This window comes from Rhizobacter terrae, from assembly GCF_003852895.1.
GTDB classification, from domain to species: domain Bacteria; phylum Pseudomonadota; class Gammaproteobacteria; order Burkholderiales; family Burkholderiaceae_C; genus Albitalea; species Albitalea terrae.
The window spans coordinates 1-25,171 of the sequence record NZ_QUSW01000002.1; the positions used below are offsets into that span (position 1 = coordinate 1).

A 25,171-nucleotide genomic window follows, 5' to 3' on the forward strand; every position below is an offset into this window, starting at 1 on the left:
GTGACCAGCGCCAAGTGGAACGACGCGGCCAACGCGGCAGCGGGCGCCGGCGGCCTCACCGGCAACGGCGACGGCAAGACCAGCGGCACCAGCTACGGCGCTCAGGTCGAGATCTGGTTCTGAAGTAGAGCCCCCCAGTCGCTGGCGCTCCTGCCCCCGAGGGGCGCCACCCGACGGACCGGCGTAGCCGGATCCTCGGGCGTGGCTTGATGGAGGCGTCGCTTTGCTTGCCATTCGTGGTTCACCGCCCCGAGCAGCAGTAGAGTGGCGCCTTGTACCGTGTTGTGGTGGACTGGTTTCGGCCAGGCCACAACCCCCTCGGAAGGGCCGGCGGGGCGCCGGGGGGCGTCCCGCCGACGCTGGGGTTTCAATCTAGCTTTAAGCCAGAGTTCAGCCGTTAAGCTCGGAGCATGAAACTGCTCCTAGCGGAAGACGACGCCATCCTGGCCGACGCCTTGGCTTCGAGCCTGCGCAAAGCAGGCTTCGAGCCGGAGGTGGCGAACAACGGCGCCGTCGCCGAATACCTTCTTCTCAAGCACAACTTCGACCTGGCCGTTCTCGACATCGGCCTTCCTCTCGTCGATGGACTCACCGTGCTCAAGCGCGTGCGTGCCGCCCGGCCCACGCTCCCGATGCTCATCCTCACCGCGCTGGATGGCCTGGACGACCGTGTCGCCGGCCTCAACGCCGGTGCCGACGACTACCTCACCAAGCCTTTCGATTTCCCCGAGCTCGAAGCGCGCATCCGCGCCCTGCTTCGCCGCACACGCACGGGCAATGGCCCGGTCCAGCAGATGGGCCGCCTCACCTTCGACCGCGATGCGCGACGCGCCTCGGTGGGCGGTGAAATGCTTGAACTCTCGCCGCGCGAATGGATGCTCTTCGACCTCCTGCTGACGCAGCGCGACAAGGTGGTCACGAAAGACCAGATCGCCGAGACCTGGGCGGTCGAGCGCTCGGAATCGAACCCGGGCTCCATCGAGGTCTACATCCACCGCCTGCGCCGCAAGCTGGAAACCTCGGGCCTGGCCATCCGCACGGTGCGGGGCCTGGGCTACCTGCTCGAGGCCGAACCCGCGGCCTGAGGCGGCGGGCCATCCTGCGGCGCATGCTCTCTCCATTCAAGCGAGCGCTCAAGAACGTACCCGGCGTGAGCCCGGGCACGCGTTCGCTGCAGCGCCACCTGCTGACCTGGCTGCTGCTGCCGCAGCTCGTTCTGTGGCTGGCCGCCGCCTACGTCACCTACAACGTCGCCGAGCGCTATGCCAACAAGGCGATCGATGCGAGCCTCACCACCGCCACGCGCGCACTCGCGAGGCAGGTCAAGCCGCTGGGCAACGGGCTGTTCATCGACTTCCCGAAAGCCGCGCAGGACATCATCGAGGCCGACCCCGACGACCGCGTGTACTACATGGTCAGCACGCCGCCGGGCCAGTTCATCCTCGGCAACAAGCAGATCCCAGCGCCACCGCACATCGTGGACCCGCGGCTGGAAGATCCCTACTTCTACGACGGCAGCATCGGTGAGGGCCGCACCGCCGTGGCGGTGCGCGTCTCGGCGCTGTACCTGGCCTACGGCGACGACAGCATGCAGCGCATGCTGGTGCAGATCGCCCGCAGCCGCGCCAGTCGCGAACAGCTCGCGCGCCAGATCCTCGTGGACACGGCCCTGCCCTTGTCGGCGCTCATCGCGCTGATGTCGGTGATCGTGTGGGGTGGGATACGCACCGGCCTGTCGCCGCTGTGGCGCATGCGCATGCTGGTGGAAGACCGCGCCCCCAACGACCTCGCGCCCATCGAGCTCGACGCCGCGCCCGAGGAAGTGCGCGCGCTGGCCAAGGCCATCAACACGCTGCTGGCCGAGGTGCAGGAAAGCGTGAGCGCGCAAAAGCGCTTCATCAACGATGCGGCGCACCAGCTGCGCACGCCGCTGGCCGGCCTCAAGAGCCAGACTGAACTGGCGCTGAATGAATCCAAAGAGCCGGAGCTGCGCTCACGGCTGGAGATGGTCCACCAGAGCGCCGCTCGCAGCGCCCACCTCGTCAATCAGCTGCTTGCGCTGGCCCGGGCCGAACCCAACGCGACGGCCGAGCAGGGCAAGACGCGCATGGACATGCGCAAGCTCGCCGCCGACCTCTGTGCCGAGCTCGTCCCGCGCGCGCTGGCCGCGGGCGTGGACCTGGGCTTCGGCGAAGACGGCGACGAACCCGCCGACACCACGCCGCTGTTCGTCATGGGCCATCCGCTGCTGCTGCGCGAGGCGCTGACCAACCTCATCGACAACGCCATCCGCTACGCCGGCCGCGGCAAGGTGGTCACGGTGAATGCCCAGGTCCAGGGCGACAAGATCGTCGTCACCGTGGAAGACAACGGCCCGGGCCTGGCCGAGGCCGATCGCGAGCGCGTCTTCCAGCGCTTCGTGCGCGCCACCTACGACGGTAACGGCTGCGGGCTGGGCCTGGCCATCGCCCGCGAGATCGTCACCCGCCACAGCGGCACCGTCGTTCTGGAGCAGGCCCAGCCGCAAGGGCTCAGGGCCGTCATCCGCCTTCCCCGGGCCTGAACCGCCTGGCGGGACAGCCCAAGCGGTTGACAGGGGAGTGCCCTAGGGAAAGTCCCGAGCTTGTCGTTTCGTTAACGATATTTTAAAGTTCGGTCCGCTTGGTTCAACAAGCTGAATAATTTTTGAACAGGAGACTATCCGCATGGCTATGACCCGTATTTCTCTTGCCCTGGCCACCGCCGGCCTGATGGGCGCAACGCTGGCGCACGCCGGCGAAGTCGAGGTGCTGCACTGGTGGACCTCCGGCGGTGAAGCCAAGGCGGCCTCGGCGCTGAAGGCCACGATGCAATCCAAGGGCCACACCTGGAAGGATTTCGCAGTTGCCGGCGGCGGTGGCGACTCTGCGATGACCGTCCTGAAGTCCCGCGTCGTCTCGGGCAACGCCCCGGCTGCTGCGCAGATCAAGGGTCCCTCCATCCAGGAATGGGCGCGTGAAGGCGTGCTGGCCAACATGGACGACGTGGCCAAGGCCGAGCACTGGGACAGCCTGCTGCCCAAGGCCATCGCCGACGGCCTGAAGTACCAGGGCCACTACGTTGCCGCTCCGGTCAACGTGCACCGCGTGAACTGGCTGTGGACCAACCCCGAAGCCTTCAAGAAGGCCGGCGCCAAGGTGCCGACCACGTGGGACGAGTTCTTCACCGCTGCTGACGCGCTGAAGAAGGCCGGCCTGATCGCCGTCGCCCACGGTGGCCAGAACTGGCAGGACTTCACCACCTTCGAAACCGTGGCGCTGGGCGTCGGCGGTGCCGAGTTCTACAAGAAGGCCCTGGTGCACCTGGACCCGGCCTCGCTGAAGAGCCCGACGATGGAAAAGGTGCTGACGACCTTCAAGAAGATCAAGGACTACACCGACAAGAACGCCCCGGGCCGCGACTGGAACCTGGCCACGGCCATGGTGATCAAGGGCGAAGCCGGCATGCAGTTCATGGGTGACTGGGCCAAGGGCGAATTCCTCGCCGCCGGCAAGGTCCCGGGCAAGGACTTCGGTTGCGTGGCCGCCCCCGGCACCGCCAAGTCCTACACCTACAACGTGGACAGCTTCGCCCTGTTCAAGCTGAAGGACCCGGCCAACCAGAAGGCCCAGCAGGACCTGGCCGCGGCCATCATGTCGACCGACTTCCAGGAAGTGTTCAACCTGAACAAGGGTTCCATCCCGGTTCGCCTGAACATGAAGCTGGACAAGTTCGACGAGTGCGCCAAGACCTCGGCCGCCGACTTCGTGTCCACCTCGAAGGCCGGCTCGCTGGTTCCGTCCATCGCCCACGGCATGGCTGTCCCGTCGGCCGCCGAAGGCGCCATCAAGGACGTCGTCTCGCAGTTCTGGAACGACGACAAGGCCACGCCGGCCGCCACGATGGACAAGCTGGTTGCGGCCGCGAAGACGAAGTCCTAAGCTCGCGACCACACTCACAGCGAAGTAACCCCCTCTCCCCTCGCGGGAGAGGGTTGGGGTGAGGGGGCCTGATGCCGACGCTGCGCATCGGTTGTCGACCACGAGCCCCTCCCACCTCCACCCTCTCCTGCAACGGGAGAGGCGTCACATATCCATGACCTCGCCCATCTCAAACGCTGCACGCCTGAGCCAGTGGATGCCACGGCTCGTGATCGCGCCGTCCTTCATCATCGCGATGCTGTTCATCTACGGCCTCATCGCGTGGAACGGCTACCTGTCACTGTCGGCTTCGCGCCTCCTGCCGAACTATGAGTTCATCGGCCTGGAGCAGTACCACAACCTGTTCGAGAGCGAACGTTGGTGGGTGGCCCTGAAGAACCTGGGCATCTTCGGCGGCCTGTTCATCTTCTGCGGCATGGCGCTGGGCCTGTTCCTGGCCATCTTGCTGGACCAGAAGATCCGCGCAGAGGGCGCTCTTCGCACCATCTACATGTACCCGATGGCGCTGAGCTTCATCGTCACGGGCACCGCCTGGAAGTGGATCCTCAACCCTGGCCTGGGCATCGAGAAGGTCGTCCAGGGCCTGGGCTTCACCAGCTTCCAGTTCGACTGGCTCATCGACCCGAACATGGCCATCTACACCGTGGTCATCGCGGGCGTCTGGCAAAGCTCGGGCTTCGTCATGGCCCTGTTCCTGGCCGGCCTGCGCGGCATCGACGACTCCATCCTCAAGGCAGCGCAGATCGACGGCGCCAGCCTGCCGCGCATCTACTGGCGCATCATCATTCCCAGCCTGCGCCCGGTCTTCTTCTCCACGCTGATGGTGCTCAGCCACCTCGCGATCAAGAGCTTCGACCTGGTGATGGCACTGACCGCGGGCGGCCCCGGCTTCGCCACCGACCTGCCGGCCACCTACATGTACACCATGGCTTTCTCGCGCGGCCAGATCGGCCTGGGCGCGGCTTCTGCGACCATCATGCTGGCGACCGTGGCCGCCATCGTCGTGCCCTACCTGTACTCGGAACTGAGGAGCAAGCGATGAGCGCGCCCGTGAATGCAGCACCGGCGAACATCGTCCGACCCATGCGAACCGACAGCCCCGCCTCCACCAAGCCCGCCAACCTCGTGTGGCACCGCATCGCACTGTGGTCGGTGCTCCTGTTGTTCGCGCTGGTCTTCCTCACGCCGATGTACGTGATGGTCACCACCTCGCTGAAGGACATGGCGCAGGTGCGCGGCGGCAGCCTGCTGTCGCTGCCCACCTCGCCCAGCTTCGACGCCTGGGCCAAGGCCTGGGGGAGCGCCTGCACCGGCATCGACTGCGGCGGCCTGAAGCCTTTCTTCATGAACTCCGTGATGATGGTCGTGCCGGCCGTCCTCATCTCCACCGCCATCGGCGCGGTCAACGGCTACGTGCTCAGCAAGTGGCGCTTCAAGGGCAGCGAAGTGATGTTCGCGCTGATGCTGTTCGGCATGTTCATGCCGCTGCAGGTCGTGCTGCTGCCGATGTCGCAGGTGCTGGGCTGGCTGGGCATCGCCAGTTCCATCTGGGGCCTGGTGATGGTGCACATCGTCGCCGGCCTGCCGTCCACGACGCTGTTCTTCCGCAACTACTACGTGGGCCTGCCCGATGAACTCGTGAAGGCCGCCATGCTCGACGGCGCGGGCTTCTGGCGCATCTTCTGGCGGATCATCGTGCCGCTGTCCACGCCGATCTTCGTCGTGACGCTGATCTGGCAGTTCACCAACATCTGGAACGACTTCCTGTTCGGCGTGGTGTTCTCCGGCGGCGACTCCAAGCCGGTCACGGTGGGCCTGAACAACCTGGCCAACACCTCCAGCGCGGTGAAGGAATACAACGTGGACATGGCCGCCGCGATGATCGCCGGCCTGCCCACCCTGTTCGTCTACATCGTCGCTGGCAAGTATTTCGTGCGCGGCCTGACCGCCGGCGCAGTCAAGGGTTAAGGAAAGAGATCATGGGCGCACTATCCATCCGCAACGTCAAGAAGAGCTTCGGCTCGGTGGACATCCTCAAGGGCATCGACATTGAGGTCGAGGCCGGCGAATTCCTCATCCTCGTGGGCCCGTCGGGCTGCGGCAAGAGCACGCTGCTCAACATGATCGCGGGGCTGGACACGCCGACCCAGGGCAGCATCCACATCGCCGACCGTGACGTGACCTACGCGCTGCCCAAGGACCGCGACATCGCCATGGTGTTCCAGAGCTACGCGCTCTATCCGAACATGAACGTGGCGCAGAACATCGCCTTCGGCCTGGAGATGCGCAACGTGCCCAAGCCGCAGCGCGAAGAGGCCATCCAGCGCGTGTCCAAGATGCTGCAGATCGGCCACCTGCTGGACCGCAAGCCCGGCCAGCTCTCCGGCGGCCAGCGCCAGCGCGTGGCCATGGGCCGCGCCCTGGCCCGCAACCCGGCGCTGTTCCTGTTCGACGAGCCGCTGTCCAACCTGGACGCCAAGCTGCGCGTGGAGATGCGCGCCGAGATCAAGCTGTTGCACCAGCGCACCCGCACCACCACCGTGTACGTCACGCACGACCAGGTGGAAGCCATGACGCTGGGCGACCGCATTGCCGTGATGCGCGAAGGCGTGGTCCAGCAACTGGGCACGCCCGACGACATCTACTCGCGTCCGGCCACCCGCTTCGTGGCCGAGTTCATCGGCTCGCCGGCCATGAACATGGTGGGCAGCCAGCGCGCGGCCAACGGCCTGCAGGCGGCGGGCTATGACCTTGCGCTCACGGCCGAGCAGCAAGGCGCGCTGAACGCGGCCAATGCGGCGGAAGTCACCTACGGCCTGCGCCCGGAAAGCCTGGCCTTCAGCGATGCCGGCCTGCCGGGCACGCTGGCCATGATCGAGCCCACCGGCCCCGAGACCTATGCGCTCGTGGACACCGCTGTCGGCCAGCTCACCGCACGTGTGCCGGGCAAGGTGAACCAGGGCGTGGGCGACCGCGTGTTCCTGCGCTGGTCGGCCGCCGATGCACACCTGTTCGACGCCAAGAGCGAAAAGCGCGTGGCCTGATCGTGCACGACCACCTGAACTTCCGCTCGGTCAGCTTCCTCGAGTCGCACATCCTCGACACCATGGCCTTCTACGATGGCCGGTGCCTGGATCCGACGGGCGGGTTCTTCCATTTCTTCAAGGACGACGGCACGGTCTACGACCGGACCACGCGCCACCTCGTCAGCAGCACGCGCTTTGTCTTCACCCAGGCCATGGCGGCCCGCCGTTTCGGCGAGACGAAGTACCTGGACGCCACGCGCCACGCACTGCGCTTCCTGCGCGAAGCGCACCGCGACCCGGCCACCGGCGGCTACGCCTGGCAGCTCTCGTGGGACAACGGCCGCAAGACCGTGCTGGACGCCACCAACCACTGCTACGGCCTGGCCTTCGTGCTGCTGGCCCACGCGCATGCGGCCATGGCCGGCATCGCCGAGGCACGCGCGGGCATCGCCGAGACCTTCGAGCTGATGGAGCAGCGCTTCTGGGAGCCCGCCAACGGGCTCTATGCCGACGAGGCCACCGCCGACTGGCAGGTGCTGCCCTACCGAGGCCAGAACGCCAACATGCATGCCTGCGAGGCCATGCTCGCCGCCTACGAGGCCACCAGCGACCAGCGCTACCTCGACCGCGCCGCGGTGCTGGCCGATTCGGTCACGCGCCGCCTGGCCCAGCACGGCAAGGGCATGGTCTGGGAGCACTACCGCATCGACCCGGCCACCGGCGGCTGGACACCCGACTGGGACTACAACCGCCACGACAAGACCAACATCTTCCGCCCCTGGGGCTACCAGCCCGGCCACCACACCGAGTGGTCCAAGCTGCTGCTGATCCTGGATCGCCATCAGCCGGCCGACTGGCTGCTGCCGCGCTCACAGGAACTCTTCGCCGCGGGGACCGAGCACGCCTGGGACACGGCCCATGGCGGACTGGTCTACGGCATCGCCGACGATGAGAAGCACCACGGCAAGATGGTGGTGTGCGACGGCGACAAGTACTTCTGGGTGCAGGCCGAAAGCCTGGCCACCGCCGCCCTGCTGGCGCTGCGCACCGGCGAAGGCGGCTACTGGGACTGGTATGACCGGCTGTGGGACTACAGCTGGGAGCACTTCGTCGACCACGAGCACGGGGCCTGGTATCGCATCCTCACGCCGGACAACAAGAAGATCAGCGACGAGAAGAGCCCGGCCGGGAAGGTGGACTACCACACCATGGGTGCGTGCTACGAAGTCTGGGCGGCCCTGGAGGCCGCTTGAGGCTCAGAAGAAGCTGCAGCTCAGCGACACGCTGACGCCCAGCCGCGGCGTGCCGTCGCCGCCCTGGATCTGCGGCGTGCGTTGTGAATTCGTGCGGACCAGGGTCCGGCAGTCGTCCGCTGCGACGCCCATCTCGCGCAGCGCCTTGGTGGCGCCTTCGGCCGCGAACTTCAGCGAGCCGCGCGGGCGTTGGCCGGGAGCGCCGGACAGGTCGATGAAGTCGTAGCTGCTGGCCTGCGACGCAGCCAGGCTGCGCTGGGCACGATCCGCCAGGCTGCTGCCCTGCGACTGGGCCATGGCTGCTCCACCCATGCCGAGGAGGCACGACACCGCCAGGGCTCTGGACGCTGTGCTGATCAGGTACTGCTGGATCATGGTGGGCCTCGCTGACTGCTCTAAGGGTGCTTGTGCGCATGTCGAGCGCAACCTCCGTGCCAGACCCGATTTCTTCGTTTTCCGTCCATCCGCGCCATGGTCAGCCGGCAGGCAGGTCACCAGCCGATACGAATTGCCCGGCCAAGTGACGCTTCGTGTTAGGGGTGCGGATACAAGCGTTTCAGGATGCAGCGCCGCGCCACGGCCCCCTACACTCGGCCTTCCGTCTCAAAAGGATGTCCAGGAATGCTCGATCAACTCGAGGCCGTGGCGCGACGATCCGCGCCGGCTGTGCAGCAGTGGGCCGTTCGCGGCGTCGCTGAAACCTCTGAAGACCTGACCATGCGCCAAGGGGTCGCCCAGGCCCCCAGCCGCAGCCGCGATGCCGGGGCCATGGTCACCGTGATCGACCGCGGCGGCATGGGCTACGCCGCCACCAGCGACCTGAGCGAGTCCGGCCTGAAAGCCGCCTTTGCACGCGCCACCGACCTCGCCCACGCCGTGGCCGGCCGCACGGTGTTCGACTACGGCCAGCTCGCACCCGTGGCACCCAAGGGCCGCTACGCCAGCCCGGTGGAGAAGCCCAATGCATCGAGCGGCCTCAAGGCCAGGCTCGACCTGCTGGGCAGCACCAGCGCTGCCACCAGGCTCGACGAGCGCATCGTCGACTGGAGCGCCACGCTGTGGACCATCGAGACCGAGCAGTTGCTGGTGACGGGCGACGGCGGCAGCGCCCAGCAGCGCTTCAGCCAGGTGATTCCCAACGTGCAGGCCACGGCAAACGTGAACGGCGTCACGCAAACCCGCTCGGCCCACGGCCAGTACAACGGCTTTTGCCAGCAAGGCGGCCTGGAGGTGCTGGACCGCGCCCGCTTCGCCACCGACGGCCCGCGCGTGGCGCGCGAGGCGCTGGAACTGGCGATGGCGCCGCAGTGCCCGAGCGGCGAGATGGACGTCATCCTCATGCCCGACCAGATGATGCTGCAGATCCACGAATCCATCGGCCACCCGCTGGAGCTGGACCGCATCCTCGGCGACGAGCGCAACTTCGCGGGCACGAGCTTCGTCACCCTGGACATGTTCGGCCGCTACCAGTACGGCAGCGACCTGCTGAACGTCACCTACGACCCGACGCGCAGCGAACAGCTCGCGAGCTTCGCCTTCGACGACGACGGCACGCCCGCCGAGCGGCAGTTCATCATCGAGCATGGGCTGCTCAAGCGCCCGCTGGGCGGCAGCATCTCCCTGGCGCGCGCCAGGGCCATGCGCGGCGACATCGAGGGCGTGGCAACGACCCGTGCCTGCAGCTGGAACCGCGCACCCATCGACCGCATGAGCAACCTCAACGTCGAGCCCGGCAGCTCCTCGCTGGACCAGATGATCGCCAGCATCGAGTCCGGCGTGCTGATGCGCACCAACTGCTCCTGGAGCATCGACGACTCGCGCAACAAGTTCCAGTTCGGCTGCGAGTACGGCCGGGTCATCCGCAACGGGCAGCTCGCGGAAGTCGTGCGCAACCCCAACTACCGCGGCATCAGCGCCACCTTCTGGCGCTCGCTGGCGATGGTGGGCGATGCGTCCACCTTCGAGGTGATGGGCACGCCGTACTGTGGCAAGGGCGAGCCGTCGCAGGTCATCCGCGTAGGGCATGCCTCGCCGGCTTGCAAGTTCAGCCGCGTCGCGGTCTTTGGCGGGGAGGCTTGAGCATGAGCATCACCCGCAAGGACTTCTTTGAATCGCTGGCTCAGGCCGTGTGCCAGAGCGTGAGCGGAACCGATCGCGTCACGCTGTACCTGCGCGCCGAGGACTCGGACTTCATCCGCTTCAACCGCGCCGCGGTTCGCCAGGCCACGCACGTCACGCAGGGCTTCGCCACCGTGGCCGTGGTGCAGGGCTCGCGGCGCATCGAATCCAGCCGCTCGCTCACCGGCCGCGTGGCCGAGGACACGGCGGCACTGCTGGCCGATCGTGCCGACCTGATCGCTTCGCTGGCCGAGGTGCCCGACGACCCCTACCTGCTGCTGCCTGAGGACGTCACCTCCAGCAGCCGCCACGAGACCGGCGCCCTGCCCTCGCCCGAGGCGCTGGTGATCGCCACCACATCGGCGGCAAGAGGCCTGGACTTCGTCGGCTTCTATGCCGGCGGCGCACTCGTTCGCGCCTTCGCCGACAGCCGCGGCAGCCGGCACTGGCACCACGTGGAGAGCTTCCACTTCGACTGGTGCCTGTACCAGCAGGCCGACAAGGCGGTGAAGACCGCGTACGCCGGCACGCGCTGGGACCCCGACGAGTTCGCCCGCCGCGTGGCCACCGGTGCGCAGCGCCTGCCGCTGCTCGGGCTGGAGCCGCGCAAGTTGTCGCCGGGGGCTTACCGCGCCTACTTCACGCCGGCTGCGATGAACGAGCTGCTGGGCACGCTCGCGTGGAGCGGCTTCGGGGCGCAGTCGCGCCGCACGGGCACGTCCAGCCTGTCACGGCTGGAGCATCGCGATGCGCAGCTGCACGACAGCTTCCACCTCAAGGAAGACACGGCGGGCAGCATCGCGCCGGCCTTCACGGCCGAGGGCTTTGCCAAGCCTGCCTCGGTCAACCTCATCGATGCGGGCCGCGCCGCCGGCACGCTGAATTCGCCGCGCTCGGCACGCCAGTACAACCTGGCCGCCAATGGCGCCAACGCACAGGAATCGCCCGAGGCCCTGTCGCTGGCCACCGGCACGCTGCGCGAAGCCGACGTGCTCAGCGCCCTGGACACCGGCCTGTACGTGAGCAACCTCTGGTACCTCAACTACTCCGACCGCCAGGCCTGCCGCATGACCGGCATGACCCGCTTCGCCTGCTTCTGGGTGGACGGTGGCCAGCTCGTCGCGCCGCTGCCGGTGATGCGCTTCGACGATTCGTTCCTGCGCATGTTCGGCGAGGGGCTGGTGGACTTCACCGACACCGCGGAGATGGTGCCCGAAAGCGGCACCTACAAGGAGCGCCAGCTCATGTCCATCACCACGCCCGGCGCGCTCGTGGCGGACTGGAAATTGACCTTGTAGTCCGCGCGCCTTCACGGGGCCGCCGCGTGATGCGTGCATCATCGGCGGCACCCGCCACTTCCCGGAGGACACCATGCCCGGCAGTACCTTGATCCCCTGCCTTCGCTACCGCAATGCCAAGGGCGCGATCTCCTGGTTGCGCGAGGCCTTCGGGCTGGAGCCGCAGCTGGTGGTGCCCGGTGAAGGCGATGTCATCCACCACGCGCAGTTGCGGCTGGGCCAGGGCATGGTGATGCTCGGCTCGGCCACCAACGACAACGAGTACGGGAAGCTGATGCGGCTGCCGTCGGAAGCCGGCGGCAACACGCAAAGCGTCTACCTGGTGGTCTCCGACGTCGACACGGTGCATGCACGCGCCGTCGCGGCGATGGCGAAGATCGTGATGCCGCTCGAGGCCAAGGACTATGGCGGCAAGGGGTTCACCTGCCTGGATCCGGAGGGCAATCTGTGGAGCATCGGGGACTATGACCCGTGGAACGAGTCTTGATCGCGGCTACACGACCAGGATCGCTCGGAAGTCGTTCACGTTGGTGAAGGTCGGCCCCGTCACCACCAGGTCACCGATCGCATCGAAGAAGCTGTAGGCATCGTTGCGGTCCAGGAAGTCCCGTGCCTTCTTGCCGGCGGCTTCCGCACGCGCCAGGGTGTCGGGCGTCACGATCGCGCCGGCGTTGTCTTCCACGCCATCGATGCCATCGGTGTCCGCCGCGAGCACGTGGATGCCCGGCTCGCCTTGCAGCGCGATCGCGCTGCTCAGCAGGAACTCGCTGGCGCGGCCGCCGCGGCCGCCCTTCTCTTTCACCGTCACGGTGGTCTCGCCGCCCGATAGGATCACGCAGGGCTTCCTGAACGGCGACCCGCGCCGCGCGATCTCCTTGGCCAGCGCGACGTGCACCTTCGCCACCTCGCGCGACTCGCCTTCGATCTCGTCGGACAGCACGTGCGCCTCGATGCCCGCCCGCCGCGCCAGCGCCGCGGCGGCTTCCAGGCTTTGGTGCGGCGTGGCGATCATGCGCACCGAGCGATTCGCCAGGCGTTCGTCGCCGGGCTTGGGTGTCTCGAAGCGGCCGGCCTCCAGCCCGGCGCGCACGTGGGACGGCACATCGATCCCGTAGCGCTTGAGCACGGCCAACGCATCCGCGCAAGTCGTCGGGTCGGGCACCGTGGGTCCGCTGGCGATCACGGCCGGATCGTCGCCAGGCACGTCGGAGATCAGCAGCGTCACCACCTGTGCCGGCGAGCACATCGCACCCAGGCGGCCGCCCTTGATGGCCGACAGATGCTTGCGCACGCAGTTCATCTCGTCGATGGCCGCGCCGCTCTTGAGCAGGGCGCGGTTGATGGCCTGCTTCTCTTCGAGCCTCACGCCATCGGCCGGCAGGGACAGCAGGGCCGAACCTCCGCCGGAGATGAGGCACAGCACGAGGTCGTCGGGCGTGAGTCCCTTCGTCAACGCCGCGATGCGCCGGGCCGCTTCACGGCCGGCGTCGTCGGGAACGGGATGCGAGGCCTCGACCACCTCGATGCGTCCACCATGGGCCTTGTACGCAGGCGGCACGTGGCCGTAGCGGGTCACGACCAGGCCGGACAGGGGCGCGTCATGCGGCCACATGGCATCCAGCGCCGCAGCCATCGCGCCGCCAGCCTTGCCGGCGCCGAGCACCAATGTGCGGCCCTTCGGCGGCGGCGGCAGATGTTCTCGCATCACCACGTCGGGCAGGGCCCGGGCTACGGCGGCATCGAACAGGGCTCGGAGGAATTCGCGCGGCTGCTGCTGGGGCGGTGGGATGTTCATGCCGGCAAGCTTAGTCCAGCCGGGCCACCTCATGGCCGGCCATCAGCTCCAACGCCTTCACCAGCGCGGAGTGGTCGAGCTGGTCCCAGCCGTGCGCGGCGCAGGCCTGCATCAACTGCGCCGCATTGGCCGTCTGCGGCAGCGCGACGCCAATCGACTTCGCCCCTGCCAGCGCCAGGTTCAGGTCCTTCTGGTGCAGCCCGATGCGAAAGCCCGGATTGAACGTGCGCTTGATCATCCGTTCGCCATGCACCTCCAGGATGCGGCTCGCAGCGAACCCGCCCATCAGCGCCTGCCGCACCTTGGCCGGATCGGCGCCCGCCTTGCTCGCGAACACCAGTGCCTCGCTCACGGCCGCGATGTTCAGGGCCACGATGATCTGGTTGGCGACCTTGGTGGTCTGCCCGTCGCCGTTGCCGCCCACGAGCGTGATGTTCTTGCCCATCAGCTCCAACAGCGGCTTCGCGCGGGCGAATGCTTCCCCCGGGCCACCCACCATGATCGTCAGGCTCGCCGCCTTGGCGCCCACCTCGCCGCCGGACACGGGCGCATCGAGGTAGTCGCAGCCCAGGCCATTGATGCGTTGGGCGAAATCCTTGGTGTCGATGGGCGAGATGGAACTCATGTCCACCACCGTCTTGCCGCGCGACAAGCCTTGCGCCACGCCGTTCTCGCCGAACAGCACGCGCGACACGTCCGGCGTGTCGGGCAGCATGAGGAAGACGATGTCTGCCCGCTCGGCCACGTCTTTCGCGCTGGCGCACACCACCGCGCGTTCGCCGATCGCCGCCGGCACCTTGCTGCGGGTGTGTACGAACAGCTGGTGGCCCGCCGCGATGAGATGGCCGCACATGGGCGCGCCCATGATGCCCAGGCCGATGAATCCGAGTTGCATGGAATGAAGTCCTTGTGATGGTTCAACGTGAGCGCATGGCCGCGAGCACCTGCTGCGATCCCGCCGCCATCAAGCGCGCGTCCGAGCCGACGGTGACGAAGCGGAAGCCCTTGTCCACGCGTTGCAGCGCATGGGGCGCCGAGCCGTTGTGGATGCCGGCCGCAACGCCGTGCGCCGTCGCGCGCTCGAGGATGTGGTCGATGGCCTGCGCAACCTTCGGCTCCACGTCGTCGAAGGTGGGCCTGCAACCCAGCGCGAGCGAGAGGTCCGACGGCCCGATGTAGATCGCGTCCAGCCCTTCCACCGAGAGGATCGCATCGAGGTTGTCCAGCGCCTGCGCCGTCTCGATCATCGCGAAGGCGACGATGGTCTCGTTGGCGTGCTGCGGGTAGTCTGCGCCGCCGTACAGCAGCGCCCGCACCGGCCCGAAGCTGCGCGTGCCCTGCGGCGCGTAGTGCGTCCAGGCCACGAGCTTCTGCGCGTCCTCGCGCGTGTTCACCATGGGGCAGATCACGCCGTAGGCGCCCGCATCCAGCGTCTTCATGAGGATGCCCGGCTCCAGCCAGGGCACGCGCACCACGGGCACCGTTTCCGTGGTCGAGATGGCCTGCAGCATGCCCACCATGGCCTGGTAGTCGATGAGCCCGTGCTGCAGGTCGATGGTGAGCGAGTCCCAGCCCTGGTGGGCCATGGTCTCGGCGGAGAAGGCACTGGGAATGGCCAGCCAGCCGTTGACCACGGCCTGGTCGGCCTTCCACATCTCGCGAAGCTTGTTCGGTCTCATGGCACCTCCCGTTGATTCAGCGGACGAAGCACGGGCGCTTCGGGTCGAAGCGCCAGTTGGGAACGAGGTACTGCATCGCGACGGCATCGTCGCGCGCGCCCAGGCCGTGCTGCCGGTAGAGCTGGTGGGCCTTCTCCACCTCGGCCATGTCCAGCTCGATGCCGAGGCCTGGCTTCTTCGGCACCTGCACCATGCCGCCCTCGATCTTCAGCGGATCCTTGGTGAGACGCTGGCCGTCCTGCCAGATCCAGTGCGTGTCGATGGCAGTCACACGGCCCGGTGCGGCGGCGCCCACGTGCGTGAACATCGCCAGCGACACCTCGAAGTGGTTGTTCGAATGCGAGCCCCAGGTCAGGCCCCAGTCGCGGCAGGTCTGCGCCACGCGCACCGAGCCGGCCATGGTCCAGAAATGCGGGTCGGCCAGTGGGATGTCCACCGACTGCAACGACAGCGCATGCGTGAGCTGGCGCCAGTCGGTGGCGATCATGTTGGTGGCCGTGGGCAGGCCGGTGGCACGGCGGAACTCGGCCATCACCTCGCGGCCGGAGAAGCCGTCTTCCGCGCCACAGGGGTCTTCTGCGTAGGCCACCACGCCGCTCATGTCGCGCATGAGGCGGATGGCGTCTTTCAGCAGCCAGCCGCCGTTGGGGTCCAGCGTCACGCGGGCCTGCGGGAAGCGCTCGTGCAGGGCCTTCAAGGCGTCGACCTCTTCCTCGCCGCGCAGCACGCCGCCCTTGAGCTTGAAGTCGTTGAAGCCATAGCGTTCGCGGGCGGCTTCGGCCAGGCGCACGATGGCCTCGGGCGTCATGGCTTCTTCGTTGCGCAGCCGGAACCACGCGTTGTCCGCCTCGGGCTCGGCGGGATACGGCAGGTCGGTCTTGCGGCGGTCGCCGATGTAGAAGAGATAGCCCAGCATCTCCACCGCATCGCGCTGCTGGCCCTCGCCCAGCAGCGCGGCCACCGGCACGTCCAGGTGCTGGCCAAGCAGGTCGAGGAAGGCCGATTCGACGGCCGTGACCGCGTGGATGGTGGTGCGCAGGTCGAAGGTCTGCAGCCCGCGCCCGCCGCTGTCGCGGTTGGCGAACTCGCGCTGCATCGCCTGCAGCACCGCGAGGTGCGAGCCGACAGGCTGCCCCACCACGAGTGGGCGGGCGTCCTCCAGCGTCTGGCGGATCTTCTCGCCGCCGGGCACCTCACCCACGCCGGTGTGGCCGGCGCTGTCGGTGAGGATCAGCAGATTGCGCGTGAAGAACGGGCCGTGTGCACCGCTGAGGTTGAGCAGCATGCTGTCGCGTCCGGCGACGGGCACGACACGCAGCTCGCGGATGACGGGCGTGGATGAATGAGCCATGGTCGCGCGTCCTCGTGCTCAGTCGGCGGTGATCTTGCCGGCCTCGATCACCTGCTTCCAGCGGCTGTACTCCTGCTGCTGGAAGGCGGCGAACTGCTCGGGTGTGTTGCCCACGATCTCGAAGCCGATCTCGGTGAAACGCTTCTTCGTCTGCGGGTCGGCCAGGGCGGCGAGGATGGCGGCGTGCAGCTTGGCCTTCACGTCGGCGGGCAAGCCCTTGGGCGCCACCACCGCCTGCCACGAATAGACGTTGACGTTCTTCACGCCGGCCTCGGCCAGCGTGGGCACGTTGGGCAGCACAGGCGAGCGCTTGTCGCCGGTGACGGCGAGCGCGCGCAGCTTGCCGGCGGTGATGTGCGGGAGCACCGCGTTGACGTTCTGGAAGGACGCATCCACCTGCGCACCCAGCAGGTCGGAGATGGCCGGCGCGCCGCCCTTGTACGGGACGTGCAGGCCGCTGGTGCCCGTCTGCTGCCAGAACAGCTCGACGGTGAGGTGGTCGCTGGACCCGTTGCCCGAAGAGGCGAAGCTCATCTTGCCCGGATGCGCCTTCTGCGCCGCGATGACATCGTCGACCGTCTTGTACGGCGACTGCGCCGGCACCACCAGCACGTTGGGCGCCTGCACCGGCACGGTGATGAGGTCGAAGTCCTTGAGCGCGTCGTACTGGATGCCCTTGATGAGGTGCGGCGCCATCACCAGCGGACCGAGCGATGTGACCATCAGCGTGTAGCCATCGGCCGGTGCGCGCTTGACCTGCGCCGCGCCGATGGTGCCGGTGGCGCCGGCCTTGTTGTCGACGATGACGGTCTGGCCGAGCTTTTCCTGCATCTTGGTGCCGAGAGCGCGGGCCAGCGTGTCGGTGGAGCCGCCCGGCGGGAACGGGACGACCATCGTCACCGTCTTGTCGGGCCAGGCCATGGCCTGGGTGGCGAAGGCAGCGGCGGCGGTGAAGACGAGTGTGGAGAGGAACTGCTTCAAGGGAGTCTCCTGTGGGTTTCGCTCAAATCAACCATCAATCCCACCATGGTAGCGCTACCAAATCAGGAAAGCAAAGGCTGTTTGATGTGGGTTCCACGTAGCCCCTTCATGGCAGCAGGCGCAGTCATGCGCTCTGCCTCTCGATGATCTCGAACCCGATGTCCACGACGCGATCCTTCACTGCCCTGCCCTCGGCACGATCCACGATGAACTGCGCTGCCTTGCGGCCGATGGCGGTGCCATCGACGCGCACCGTGGTGAGCGACGGCAGCACATCGGCGGCGAAGTCGAGATCGCCGAAGCCCATCACCGACAACTGCTCCGGCACAGGAATGCGCCTCGATCGCGCCTCGGTCACGACGCCCAGGGCCAGCAGGTCCGAACTGCAGAACACCGCATCGAAATCCTTCCGGCTCGACAGCAGCTCGCTCAGCGCCTCGCGGCCGGATCGCAGAGTCGTCGGCGCAGGCACATTCATCACCGTGACCGCAGGCAAGTGGGCACTCCTGGCAGCGGCCACGACACCTTGCGTGCGGCGCGCAGCACGCTCATCGTCGCCGGACACGACAGCGAGTTTGGTCCGGCCCCGCGCCTTGAAGTAGGCCACTGCCGCACGCCCCACTTGCTCATGCGAGAAGCCCACGAGCATGTCGATCGGCGATGGCGTGAGGTCCCAGGTTTCCACGACCGGAATGCCCGCCGCCTTCAGCCGCTGACGCCCCTGCTCCGAATGCATGATGCCCGTGAGCACGATGCCATCAGGCCGCCGGCCGATGATCGCGTCCAGCAGCGCGTCTTCGCGAGAGTCGGCATAGCCGCTTTGCCCCAGCATGAGCTGGTAGCCCTTCTCCGCCAAAGCCTCGGTCAGCGACTGGATGGTCTCCAGGAACACCGGCCCCGCGATGGTCGGCACCACGGCAGCCACGAGCTTGCTTCGCGAGGACGCCAGCGACCCGGCGAGCCGATTGGGCACATAGCCCGTCTTGGCAATCGCGTCCTGGACCTTCTTGCGAACCTCTTCGGACACCTGATCCGGCGTATTCAGAGCACGCGATGCCGTGATCGGCGCCACCCCAGCGATGCGCGCCACCTCATGCAAGGTGACGGCACCGGTGCCTCGACGACTGCGGCGTGCGGGAGTAGGGTCAGCAGACATGGGCCGGGATCATAGAACCTTGCCCAAACCCAACGCCACAACAGCAAAGGCACAAAGAAAAACCGCGCCCCATCGGAGGCGCGGTCATCAAAAGGAGCGAAAAGCTATTCCTTGTCAGCCGGCATGAACCCGGCATCCCGATGCGCGGGCACCGCGCCACCCGCAGCCTCATCCGAAGACAAAGCCTTGCGCTTGAAGCGAGCCGAGATGCCTTCCACGTAGCTGTAGAGCACCGGCACCACCACCAGCGTCAGCAGCGTCGACGTGATCACGCCGCCGATGATCGCCCGCCCCATCGGCGCCTGGATCTCGCCGCCTTCGTTCAGGGCCAGCGCCAGCGGCAGCATGCCGAATACCATCGCCGCGGTGGTCATCATGATCGGGCGCATCCGCACCAGGCCGGCCTGCAAGAGCGCATCGGCCACACCCAGGCCGGCCTTGCGGGCATGGTTGGCAAAGTCCACCAGCAGGATCGCGTTCTTCGTCACCAGGCCCATCAGCATCACCAGCCCGATCATCGAGAACAGGTTCAGCGTCGAGCCCGAGATCAGCAGCGCCAGCATCACCCCGATGAGCGCCAGCGGCAGCGACGCCATGATCGCCAGCGGCTGCAGGAAACTGCCGAACTGCGAGGCCAGCACGATGTAGATGAAGATCACCGCGGCGGCCAGCGCCATCAGTACACCGGTGAAGGCCTCGGCCTGGTCCTTGGTCTGCCCGCCCACGTCGAAGCGGTAGCCCGGCGGCAGCTGGGTCTCCTTGACGATCTTCTGCACGTCCGCGCCCACGTCACCGCTGGGCCGTCCCTGCGCACCCGCGTAGATCGCCTGGCGGCGCTGCAGATCCTGCCGCTTGATGACCTCGGGGTTCACCACCGGCACGATGTCCGCCACGCGCGACAGCGTGATCGGCGTGCCGTCCTTCGCGTAGGCCACGGGCAGGTTGTCCAGCTGTGCGACGCTCTCGCGCGAGCCTTGCGGCAGGCGCAGTTCCACCTCCACCTGCTCGCCGTCGGGCGCCGTCCAGTACGTCGCCACGTCGCCATTGACGAAGCTGCGCAGGCTCGCCGCGATCTGGCTCGAGGTGAGACCCAGCTCCCGCACCGCATCATGCTTGGGCCGCACCGCGAAAGCCGGCAGGCCAGGCTTCACCGAGGTGGTCAGGTCGGCAATGCCCTTGACCTTCGCCACCTTGTCGCGCAGCCGCAGCACCTCGGTCTCCAGCACCTTCGGGTCCGGGCCCAGCAGCGCCACGTAGATCGGCAGGTTGCCCAGCGACACATCGATGCCGGGAATCGGCTTGAGCGCATCGCGCAGGGCGCCTTCCATCTGCTGCTGCGAGCGCTTGCGCTCATGCGGCTTCACCAGCTGGATGCTCAGCGATGCACCATTGCGCGCCGAGCTGCCCGTGTCGCCCACCGTGGACGACAGCATGCGCACCTCGGGGAACTTGCGCACCACCTCCTCGATCTGCGCGAGCTTCTCGCTGCCGCGCTGCAGGCTGGTGCCCACGGGCATGGTCACGTTGATCTGGATGTAGCTGTTGTCCGTCTCGGGGATGAACTCTGTGCCCACCATCGGCGCCAACATGATCGCAACGACGAAGCTACCCACGCCCGCCAGCGCCACCACCCCTCGGTGCGTAAGAGTGGCAAACCGCAGGCGGCGCTTTTGCGTCTTGTCGCGCCGGCCTTGCGCATCGAACGGGCGGCCGAACGCGGGCAGGAAGAAGATGCGGTAGCGGCTGGTCGAGAACACCCATCGGATGAGCTTCTCGTAGATCGTGTGCATCAGGTCCAGCACCTTGTCCGTGCCCACCATCAGGTGGCGCAGGCCCGGCACGCGCATCAGCGGGTTCTTCGGCGGGTCCTTCCACACGCTGGACAGCATCGGGTCGAGCGTGAAGCTCACGAACAGCGACACCAGCACGGCCACCGTCACGGTGATGCCGAAGGGGAAGAAGAACTTGCCCACGATGCCCTTCATGAAGGCCACCGGCACGAACACCGCGCAGATGGCGAAGGTCGTGGCCATCACCGCCAGGCCGATCTCGTCGGTGCCTTCGCGGGCCGCAGTGACGTGGTCCTTGCCCATGTGCACGTGCCGCACGATGTTCTCCCGCACCACGATGGCATCGTCGATCAGGAGTCCGATGCACAGGCTCAGCGCCATCATCGTCATGAAATTCAGCGTGAAGCCGAAGGCATACACGGCGATGAAGGACGAGATCACCGCGATGGGCAGCGTGAGCCCGGTGATGACCGTGCTGCGCCACGAGTGCAGGAAGAGGAACACGATCGCCACCGTCAGCAGCGCACCTTCGATCAGCGTGCGCTTCACGCCCGCGAGCGAGTCGCGCACCCAGTCGCTGTCGGCGTACACGAGGCGCAGCTCGACGCCCGGCGGCAGCGACTTGCGCAGCTCCTCCGCCGCTTCCTTGATGCCCTCGCCGGTCTCGACGATGTTGGCGTCCTGCTGCTTGAACACGTTGAAGGAAATCGCCGGCACGCCATCCACCCGAGAGAGGGACGTCGGCTCGCGCTCGCGCTCCACCAGCGTGCCCAGGTCGCCCAGGCGCACGACCTCGCCATTGCGCGTGGCCACCACCACGTCGGCGAAGGCCTTCGCGTCCTGGATCTTGCCCTCCACGCGGACGATGGTGTCCTCGCGCGGACCGCTCAGCAGGCCCACCGGCATGTCGGCGTTGGCGCGCACCATCGCCGCCGACACATCGGCCGGCGTGAGCTGGTTGGCGCGCAGGCGCTGCGGGTCCAGGTCGATGCGCACCTGCCGCACAGTCAGGCCGCCCACATCCACCCGTGCCACCCCGCCCACGCGCTCCAGGCGCTTGCGCACGATCTGGTCAGCCAGCAGCGACAGCTCGCGCGAGCTGCGGTTGGTGGACAGCAGCGACAGGTAGACCGTCGGCTGCGCGTTGTCGCCGTCGAAGCGGCCGACGAAGGGCGTCTTCGCATCGCGCGGGAAGCCGGCCTGCACGCCGGCGATCTTGTCGCGCACGTCCTGCACGGCGCGCGTCATGTCGGCGCTGAGCTGGAACTCGACCACCGTTTCGCTGCGACCCTCGAAGCTGTTGGAGCGGATCATCTTCACGCCGGCGATGCCGTTGAGCGCGAGCTCGATGGGCCGGGTGAGCTCCGTCTCGATGGCCTCGGGCGATGCCCCCGGATAGGCCACGCTCACGAACACGATGGGCGGCGAGATGTCAGGCAGGCGCTCGACGCGCAGCTGGCTGTACGAGAACAACCCGAGCACGCACAGCGCCAGCATGACCATGGTGGCGAAGACGGGGTTGTTGATGGAGACGCGGGTGAACCACATGGGAGGCTCCCGTTGGAATCAAGAGAGCGCGCGCCCTCGTGGGGCGCGCGCCGAGGCGGTGCTTACGACTTGCCGGCCGTGCCGTTGGAGGCGGCGGCCGATGCGTTGGGTGCGGCGCGCTGCGCGACCACCTTGGCCGGCGCGCCTTCCTTGAGGTTGTCGAAGCGGGCTGCGAGAACCGTCACGTCGGGCTGCAGGCCCTTGGTCACCTCGATGCGGCCGCCGTTGGGATCGCGGCGGCCGGTGATGATGATGCGGCGCACCAGGGCATCGTTCTCCACCGTCCACACGTAGTCCTGGCCGGACGCCTGGCCCACGGCGGACATCGGCAGGCTCATGCGCGAGGTGTCGTCGCCCAGCTTGACGGTGGCCTGCGCGTACTGGCCGGCGCGGAACTGCTCCTGCTTGTTGTCCAGCACCACCACCACGCCGATGGCCCGCGTGCCGGCCTCGGCGGCGGGCGCGATGCGGTCGATGCGGCCGTTCACCGGCTTGTCCTGTCCTTCCACCTTGACCAGTACCTGCTGGCCCGGCGACAGGCGCGACACCTCGTGCGTGCCCACGGTACCGGCCAGTTCCAGGGTGGAGAGGTCAACCACCGTCAGCAGTTGCTGCTCGGCGCTCACCTTCTCGCCGGGCACCACGTGGCGCTTGCCGACGATGCCGGCGATGGGCGACACCAGCGCCGCCTCGCGGACCCCCAGTTTGGTGGTGGCCAGCTGCGCCTGCGCCGACTTGAGCTGGGCGCGGGCGGCATCCAGCTTGGCCTGCGATGACTGCAAGGCAGTGGTGGAAATGAAGTTCTGGCTGGCCAGGCCGTTGTTGGCGGCGTGCTGGCGTTCTGCATCGGCCAGGTTCACCTGCGCCTGCTCGACGGCGGCGGAGCGGTCAGCCACGCGGGTCTGCAGGTCGGCCAGGTCGATGTCGCCCAGCGACTGCCCGGCCTTGACGCGAGCCCCTTCGGCCACGCTCAAGCCCAGCAGCGTGCCCGAGGCCTTGGCCCGGATGACCGCCGTGCGCGGCGCCACCAGCGGACCGGAGAATTCGATGACCAGCGGCATGGGCGCCAAGCTGGGCTTGACCACCTCCGACGGCACGAATTCGAGCGCGACGGGTTTGTCCTTGGGGCCAGGCCCCTTGGAGCCATTGCCCGATCGTGGCGCCAGCGCCAGGGCAATGCCCGCCACCAGCACGATGCCGATGGTTCCGCCCACCCACAGCCGGCGCTTGTTCGCACGCGGCTGCGGACCCGCTCCTGACGTTTCAAGGCCTTGTGAGCCGATGAAACCTTGGTTGTCTGATGTAGTCATGCCGCCAGTTTAGGCAACACCCCCGGGGCTTCGCCATCCCTTGCGACAGAGTGCAGATTGCGGACCCCAAGACGCGGAGACAGCCGACAAAACGGTGGAACCGGGGGATGAAATGCGGATCGGCGGACAAGCTCGCCGGCTGCGAGCCTCAGTTCGGCCGGCCGTCGGCCTTGATCTTGGGCGTCGCCACCCGCACGTCGCCGCATTGCGCCCGGTACATGAGCGCATGGTCCATCAGCACCAGGGCCAGCATGGCCTCGGCGATCGGCGTGGCGCGAATACCCACGCAGGGATCATGGCGGCCAAAGGTTTCCACGATGGCCGGCTGGCCTTCCAGGTCGATGGAGTGGCGCGGACTGCGGATGGAGCTGGTCGGCTTGATGGCGATGGACACGGTGATGTCCTGCCCGGTGGAGATGCCGCCCAGCACGCCGCCGGCGTTGTTGCTCATGAAGCCCTCGGGCGTCAGCTCGTCGCCGTGGGTGGTGCCGCGCTGCGACACGCTGCCGAAGCCGGCACCGATCTCCACGCCCTTGACGGCGTTGATGCCCATCATCGCGTAGGCGATGTCGGCGTCCAGCTTGTCGAACAGCGGCTGGCCCAGGCCCACCGGCACGTTGCGGGCGAACACGTTGATGCGCGCGCCGCAGCTGTCGCCGTCCTTGCGAAGCTCGTCCATGTAGGCCTCGAGCTGGGGGATGTCGCTCTCGTTGGGTGCGAAGAACGGGTTGTTCGGGACGTGGTCCAGCGACTCGAACGGAATGGCGATGTCGCCCAGCTGCGCCATGTAGCCCACGAAGCGCGTGCCGTACTGCTTGGCCAGCCACTTGCGGGCCACGGCCCCGGCGCCGACCATCGGGGCGGTCAGGCGGGCGGAAGAACGCCCACCGCCGCGCGGATCGCGGATGCCGTACTTGTGCCAGTAGGTGTAGTCGGCATGGCCGGGGCGGAAGGTCTGGGCGATGTTGCCGTAGTCCTTGCTGCGCTGGTCGGTGTTGCGGATCAGGAGGCAGATCGGCGTGCCGGTGGTCTTGCCCTCGTAGACGCCGGAGAGGATCTCCACGGCATCAGGTTCGTTGCGCTGCGTCACGTGGCGCGAGGTGCCGGGGCGCCGCCGGTCCAGCTCGGGCTGGATGTCGGCCTCGCTGAGCTCCATGCCCGGGGGACATCCGTCGATCACGCAACCAATGGCGGGGCCATGGCTTTCGCCGAAGTTGGTGACCTTGAAGAGGTTGCCGAAGGTGCTGCCGGACATGGATGCGGTCGAGGAGAGGAAGAACTCTTGATTTTACCGGGCCGCCCCTTGCTCCCGCCTGAGTGGCCGCAGGGTGAAACCACAAAGAAAAACACCGCCCGCAGGCGGCGTTTCATGGAATCCGGTCCGATCAGCCCGCCGCGGCCTGCTGCTGCTCGTCGCGCGTCTCGTCCACCGGCCAGTCGCGGATGTAGGCCTTGAGCATGCGGTTCTCGAAGTCCTGGCTGTCCACCACCGCCTTGGCCACGTCGTAGAAGGAGATCACGCCCATCAGCGTGCGCTGGGTCATCACCGGCATGTAGCGGGCGTGGCGGCCCAGCATCATGCGGCGGACTTCGTCGATCTCGGTCTCGGGGGTGCAGGTCAGCGGGTGGTCGTCCATCACCGTGCGGACCAGGGTGCTGCCCACCGTGCCGCCGTTGCGCACCACCGACTGGATGACTTCACGGAAGGTGAGCATGCCGGCCAGTTCGCCGTGTTCCATCACCACCAGGGAGCCGATGTCGTTCTCGGCCATGGTCTGCACCGCCAATGCCAGGGCCTGATCGGGCGAGACGGTGAAGAGCGTTCCGCCTTTCACGCGCAGGATGTCACTGACTTTCATAGGAAATCTCCTTGGGCGGGATCAGAAACGGACTCGGCTCAATATAGC

The 25,171-nt window shown here is 67.4% G+C and carries 21 protein-coding genes and 1 pseudogene; 11 read left to right on the forward strand and 11 right to left on the reverse strand.

Annotated elements, in window-relative coordinates:
• The 8 genes from DZC73_RS30665 to DZC73_RS07080 all read left to right on the forward strand — a co-directional run bounded on the left by DZC73_RS30665 (position 1) and on the right by DZC73_RS07080 (position 8,238).
• Entirely contained in the window at positions 1-123 is a 123-nt protein-coding gene (locus tag DZC73_RS30665) for a hypothetical protein (protein WP_407924098.1), read from the forward strand.
• A gap of 287 nt (positions 124-410) precedes the next feature.
• A complete protein-coding gene (locus DZC73_RS07050; protein ID WP_124539544.1) occupies positions 411-1,085 on the forward strand; it encodes a response regulator transcription factor in 675 nt (224 codons plus the stop codon).
• A 23-nt stretch (positions 1,086-1,108) separates the two neighbouring features.
• Positions 1,109-2,563, forward strand: coding sequence for a sensor histidine kinase (locus DZC73_RS07055; protein ID WP_124539545.1), 1,455 nt, complete (start codon positions 1,109-1,111; stop codon positions 2,561-2,563).
• 148 nt (positions 2,564-2,711) lie between these two features.
• On the forward strand, positions 2,712-3,959 hold the full coding sequence (locus DZC73_RS07060) for an ABC transporter substrate-binding protein (RefSeq protein WP_124540339.1): 1,248 nt from the start codon (positions 2,712-2,714) through the stop codon (positions 3,957-3,959).
• 154 nt (positions 3,960-4,113) lie between these two features.
• Positions 4,114-5,001, forward strand: a complete 888-nt coding sequence (locus DZC73_RS07065; protein WP_124539546.1) for a carbohydrate ABC transporter permease — start codon at positions 4,114-4,116, stop codon at positions 4,999-5,001.
• A gap of 41 nt (positions 5,002-5,042) precedes the next feature.
• Positions 5,043-5,927, forward strand: a complete 885-nt coding sequence (locus tag DZC73_RS07070) for a carbohydrate ABC transporter permease (protein WP_124540340.1) — start codon at positions 5,043-5,045, stop codon at positions 5,925-5,927.
• Between the two features lie 11 nt (positions 5,928-5,938).
• Complete coding sequence (locus tag DZC73_RS07075; protein ID WP_124539547.1) at positions 5,939-7,003, forward strand: ABC transporter ATP-binding protein; 1,065 nt, start codon at positions 5,939-5,941, stop codon at positions 7,001-7,003.
• Positions 7,004-7,065: 62 nt separating this feature from the next.
• Positions 7,066-8,238 (forward strand): AGE family epimerase/isomerase, encoded by a 1,173-nt coding sequence (locus DZC73_RS07080; protein ID WP_124540341.1) that lies wholly within the window; start codon positions 7,066-7,068, stop codon positions 8,236-8,238.
• A gap of 3 nt (positions 8,239-8,241) precedes the next feature.
• On the opposite strand, the gene DZC73_RS07085 is transcribed toward DZC73_RS07080, so the two are convergent.
• Complete coding sequence (locus DZC73_RS07085) at positions 8,242-8,613, reverse strand: hypothetical protein (RefSeq protein ID WP_124539548.1); 372 nt, start codon at positions 8,611-8,613, stop codon at positions 8,242-8,244.
• A 246-nt stretch (positions 8,614-8,859) separates the two neighbouring features.
• On the opposite strand from DZC73_RS07085, the gene DZC73_RS07090 reads away from it, so the two are divergent.
• The 3 genes from DZC73_RS07090 to DZC73_RS07100 all read left to right on the forward strand — a co-directional run bounded on the left by DZC73_RS07090 (position 8,860) and on the right by DZC73_RS07100 (position 12,141).
• Positions 8,860-10,317: a TldD/PmbA family protein gene (locus tag DZC73_RS07090; protein WP_124539549.1), complete on the forward strand. Its 1,458-nt coding sequence runs from the start codon at positions 8,860-8,862 to the stop codon at positions 10,315-10,317.
• A 2-nt stretch (positions 10,318-10,319) separates the two neighbouring features.
• Complete coding sequence (locus DZC73_RS07095; protein WP_124539550.1) at positions 10,320-11,654, forward strand: metallopeptidase TldD-related protein; 1,335 nt, start codon at positions 10,320-10,322, stop codon at positions 11,652-11,654.
• Positions 11,655-11,727: 73 nt separating this feature from the next.
• Positions 11,728-12,141, forward strand: a complete 414-nt coding sequence (locus tag DZC73_RS07100) for a VOC family protein (RefSeq protein ID WP_124539551.1) — start codon at positions 11,728-11,730, stop codon at positions 12,139-12,141.
• Between the two features lie 6 nt (positions 12,142-12,147).
• On the opposite strand, the gene DZC73_RS07105 is transcribed toward DZC73_RS07100, so the two are convergent.
• The 10 genes and pseudogenes from DZC73_RS07105 to DZC73_RS07150 form a co-directional block, all read right to left on the reverse strand.
• The gene (locus DZC73_RS07105) at positions 12,148-13,449 is read right to left on the reverse strand and encodes a glycerate kinase type-2 family protein (protein ID WP_124539552.1); all 1,302 of its coding nucleotides are present in this window, start codon (positions 13,447-13,449) and stop codon (positions 12,148-12,150) included.
• A gap of 10 nt (positions 13,450-13,459) precedes the next feature.
• Positions 13,460-14,353, reverse strand: a pseudogene (locus DZC73_RS07110) (2-hydroxy-3-oxopropionate reductase); the annotation flags it as partial.
• Between the two features lie 13 nt (positions 14,354-14,366).
• Positions 14,367-15,128: an HpcH/HpaI aldolase family protein gene (locus tag DZC73_RS07115; protein ID WP_124539554.1), complete on the reverse strand. Its 762-nt coding sequence runs from the start codon at positions 15,126-15,128 to the stop codon at positions 14,367-14,369.
• Positions 15,129-15,144: 16 nt separating this feature from the next.
• On the reverse strand, positions 15,145-16,479 hold the full coding sequence (gene gudD / locus DZC73_RS07120) for a glucarate dehydratase (protein WP_124539555.1): 1,335 nt from the start codon (positions 16,477-16,479) through the stop codon (positions 15,145-15,147).
• An 18-nt stretch (positions 16,480-16,497) separates the two neighbouring features.
• Positions 16,498-17,400 carry a Bug family tripartite tricarboxylate transporter substrate binding protein gene (locus DZC73_RS07125; protein ID WP_124540342.1) on the reverse strand — a complete coding sequence of 301 codons (903 nt, stop codon included), beginning with the start codon at positions 17,398-17,400 and terminating at the stop codon, positions 16,498-16,500.
• A 184-nt stretch (positions 17,401-17,584) separates the two neighbouring features.
• Positions 17,585-18,616: a LacI family DNA-binding transcriptional regulator gene (locus DZC73_RS07130; RefSeq protein ID WP_124539556.1), complete on the reverse strand. Its 1,032-nt coding sequence runs from the start codon at positions 18,614-18,616 to the stop codon at positions 17,585-17,587.
• Positions 18,617-18,720: 104 nt separating this feature from the next.
• Positions 18,721-21,954, reverse strand: a complete 3,234-nt coding sequence (locus DZC73_RS07135) for an efflux RND transporter permease subunit (protein ID WP_124539557.1) — start codon at positions 21,952-21,954, stop codon at positions 18,721-18,723.
• A gap of 62 nt (positions 21,955-22,016) precedes the next feature.
• Positions 22,017-23,264, reverse strand: coding sequence for an efflux RND transporter periplasmic adaptor subunit (locus tag DZC73_RS07140; protein ID WP_124539558.1), 1,248 nt, complete (start codon positions 23,262-23,264; stop codon positions 22,017-22,019).
• 148 nt (positions 23,265-23,412) lie between these two features.
• Complete coding sequence (aroC, locus tag DZC73_RS07145) at positions 23,413-24,519, reverse strand: chorismate synthase (protein ID WP_124539559.1); 1,107 nt, start codon at positions 24,517-24,519, stop codon at positions 23,413-23,415.
• 130 nt (positions 24,520-24,649) lie between these two features.
• Entirely contained in the window at positions 24,650-25,123 is a 474-nt protein-coding gene (locus DZC73_RS07150) for a CBS domain-containing protein (protein WP_124539560.1), read from the reverse strand.
• Positions 25,124-25,171 lie beyond the last annotated feature (48 nt).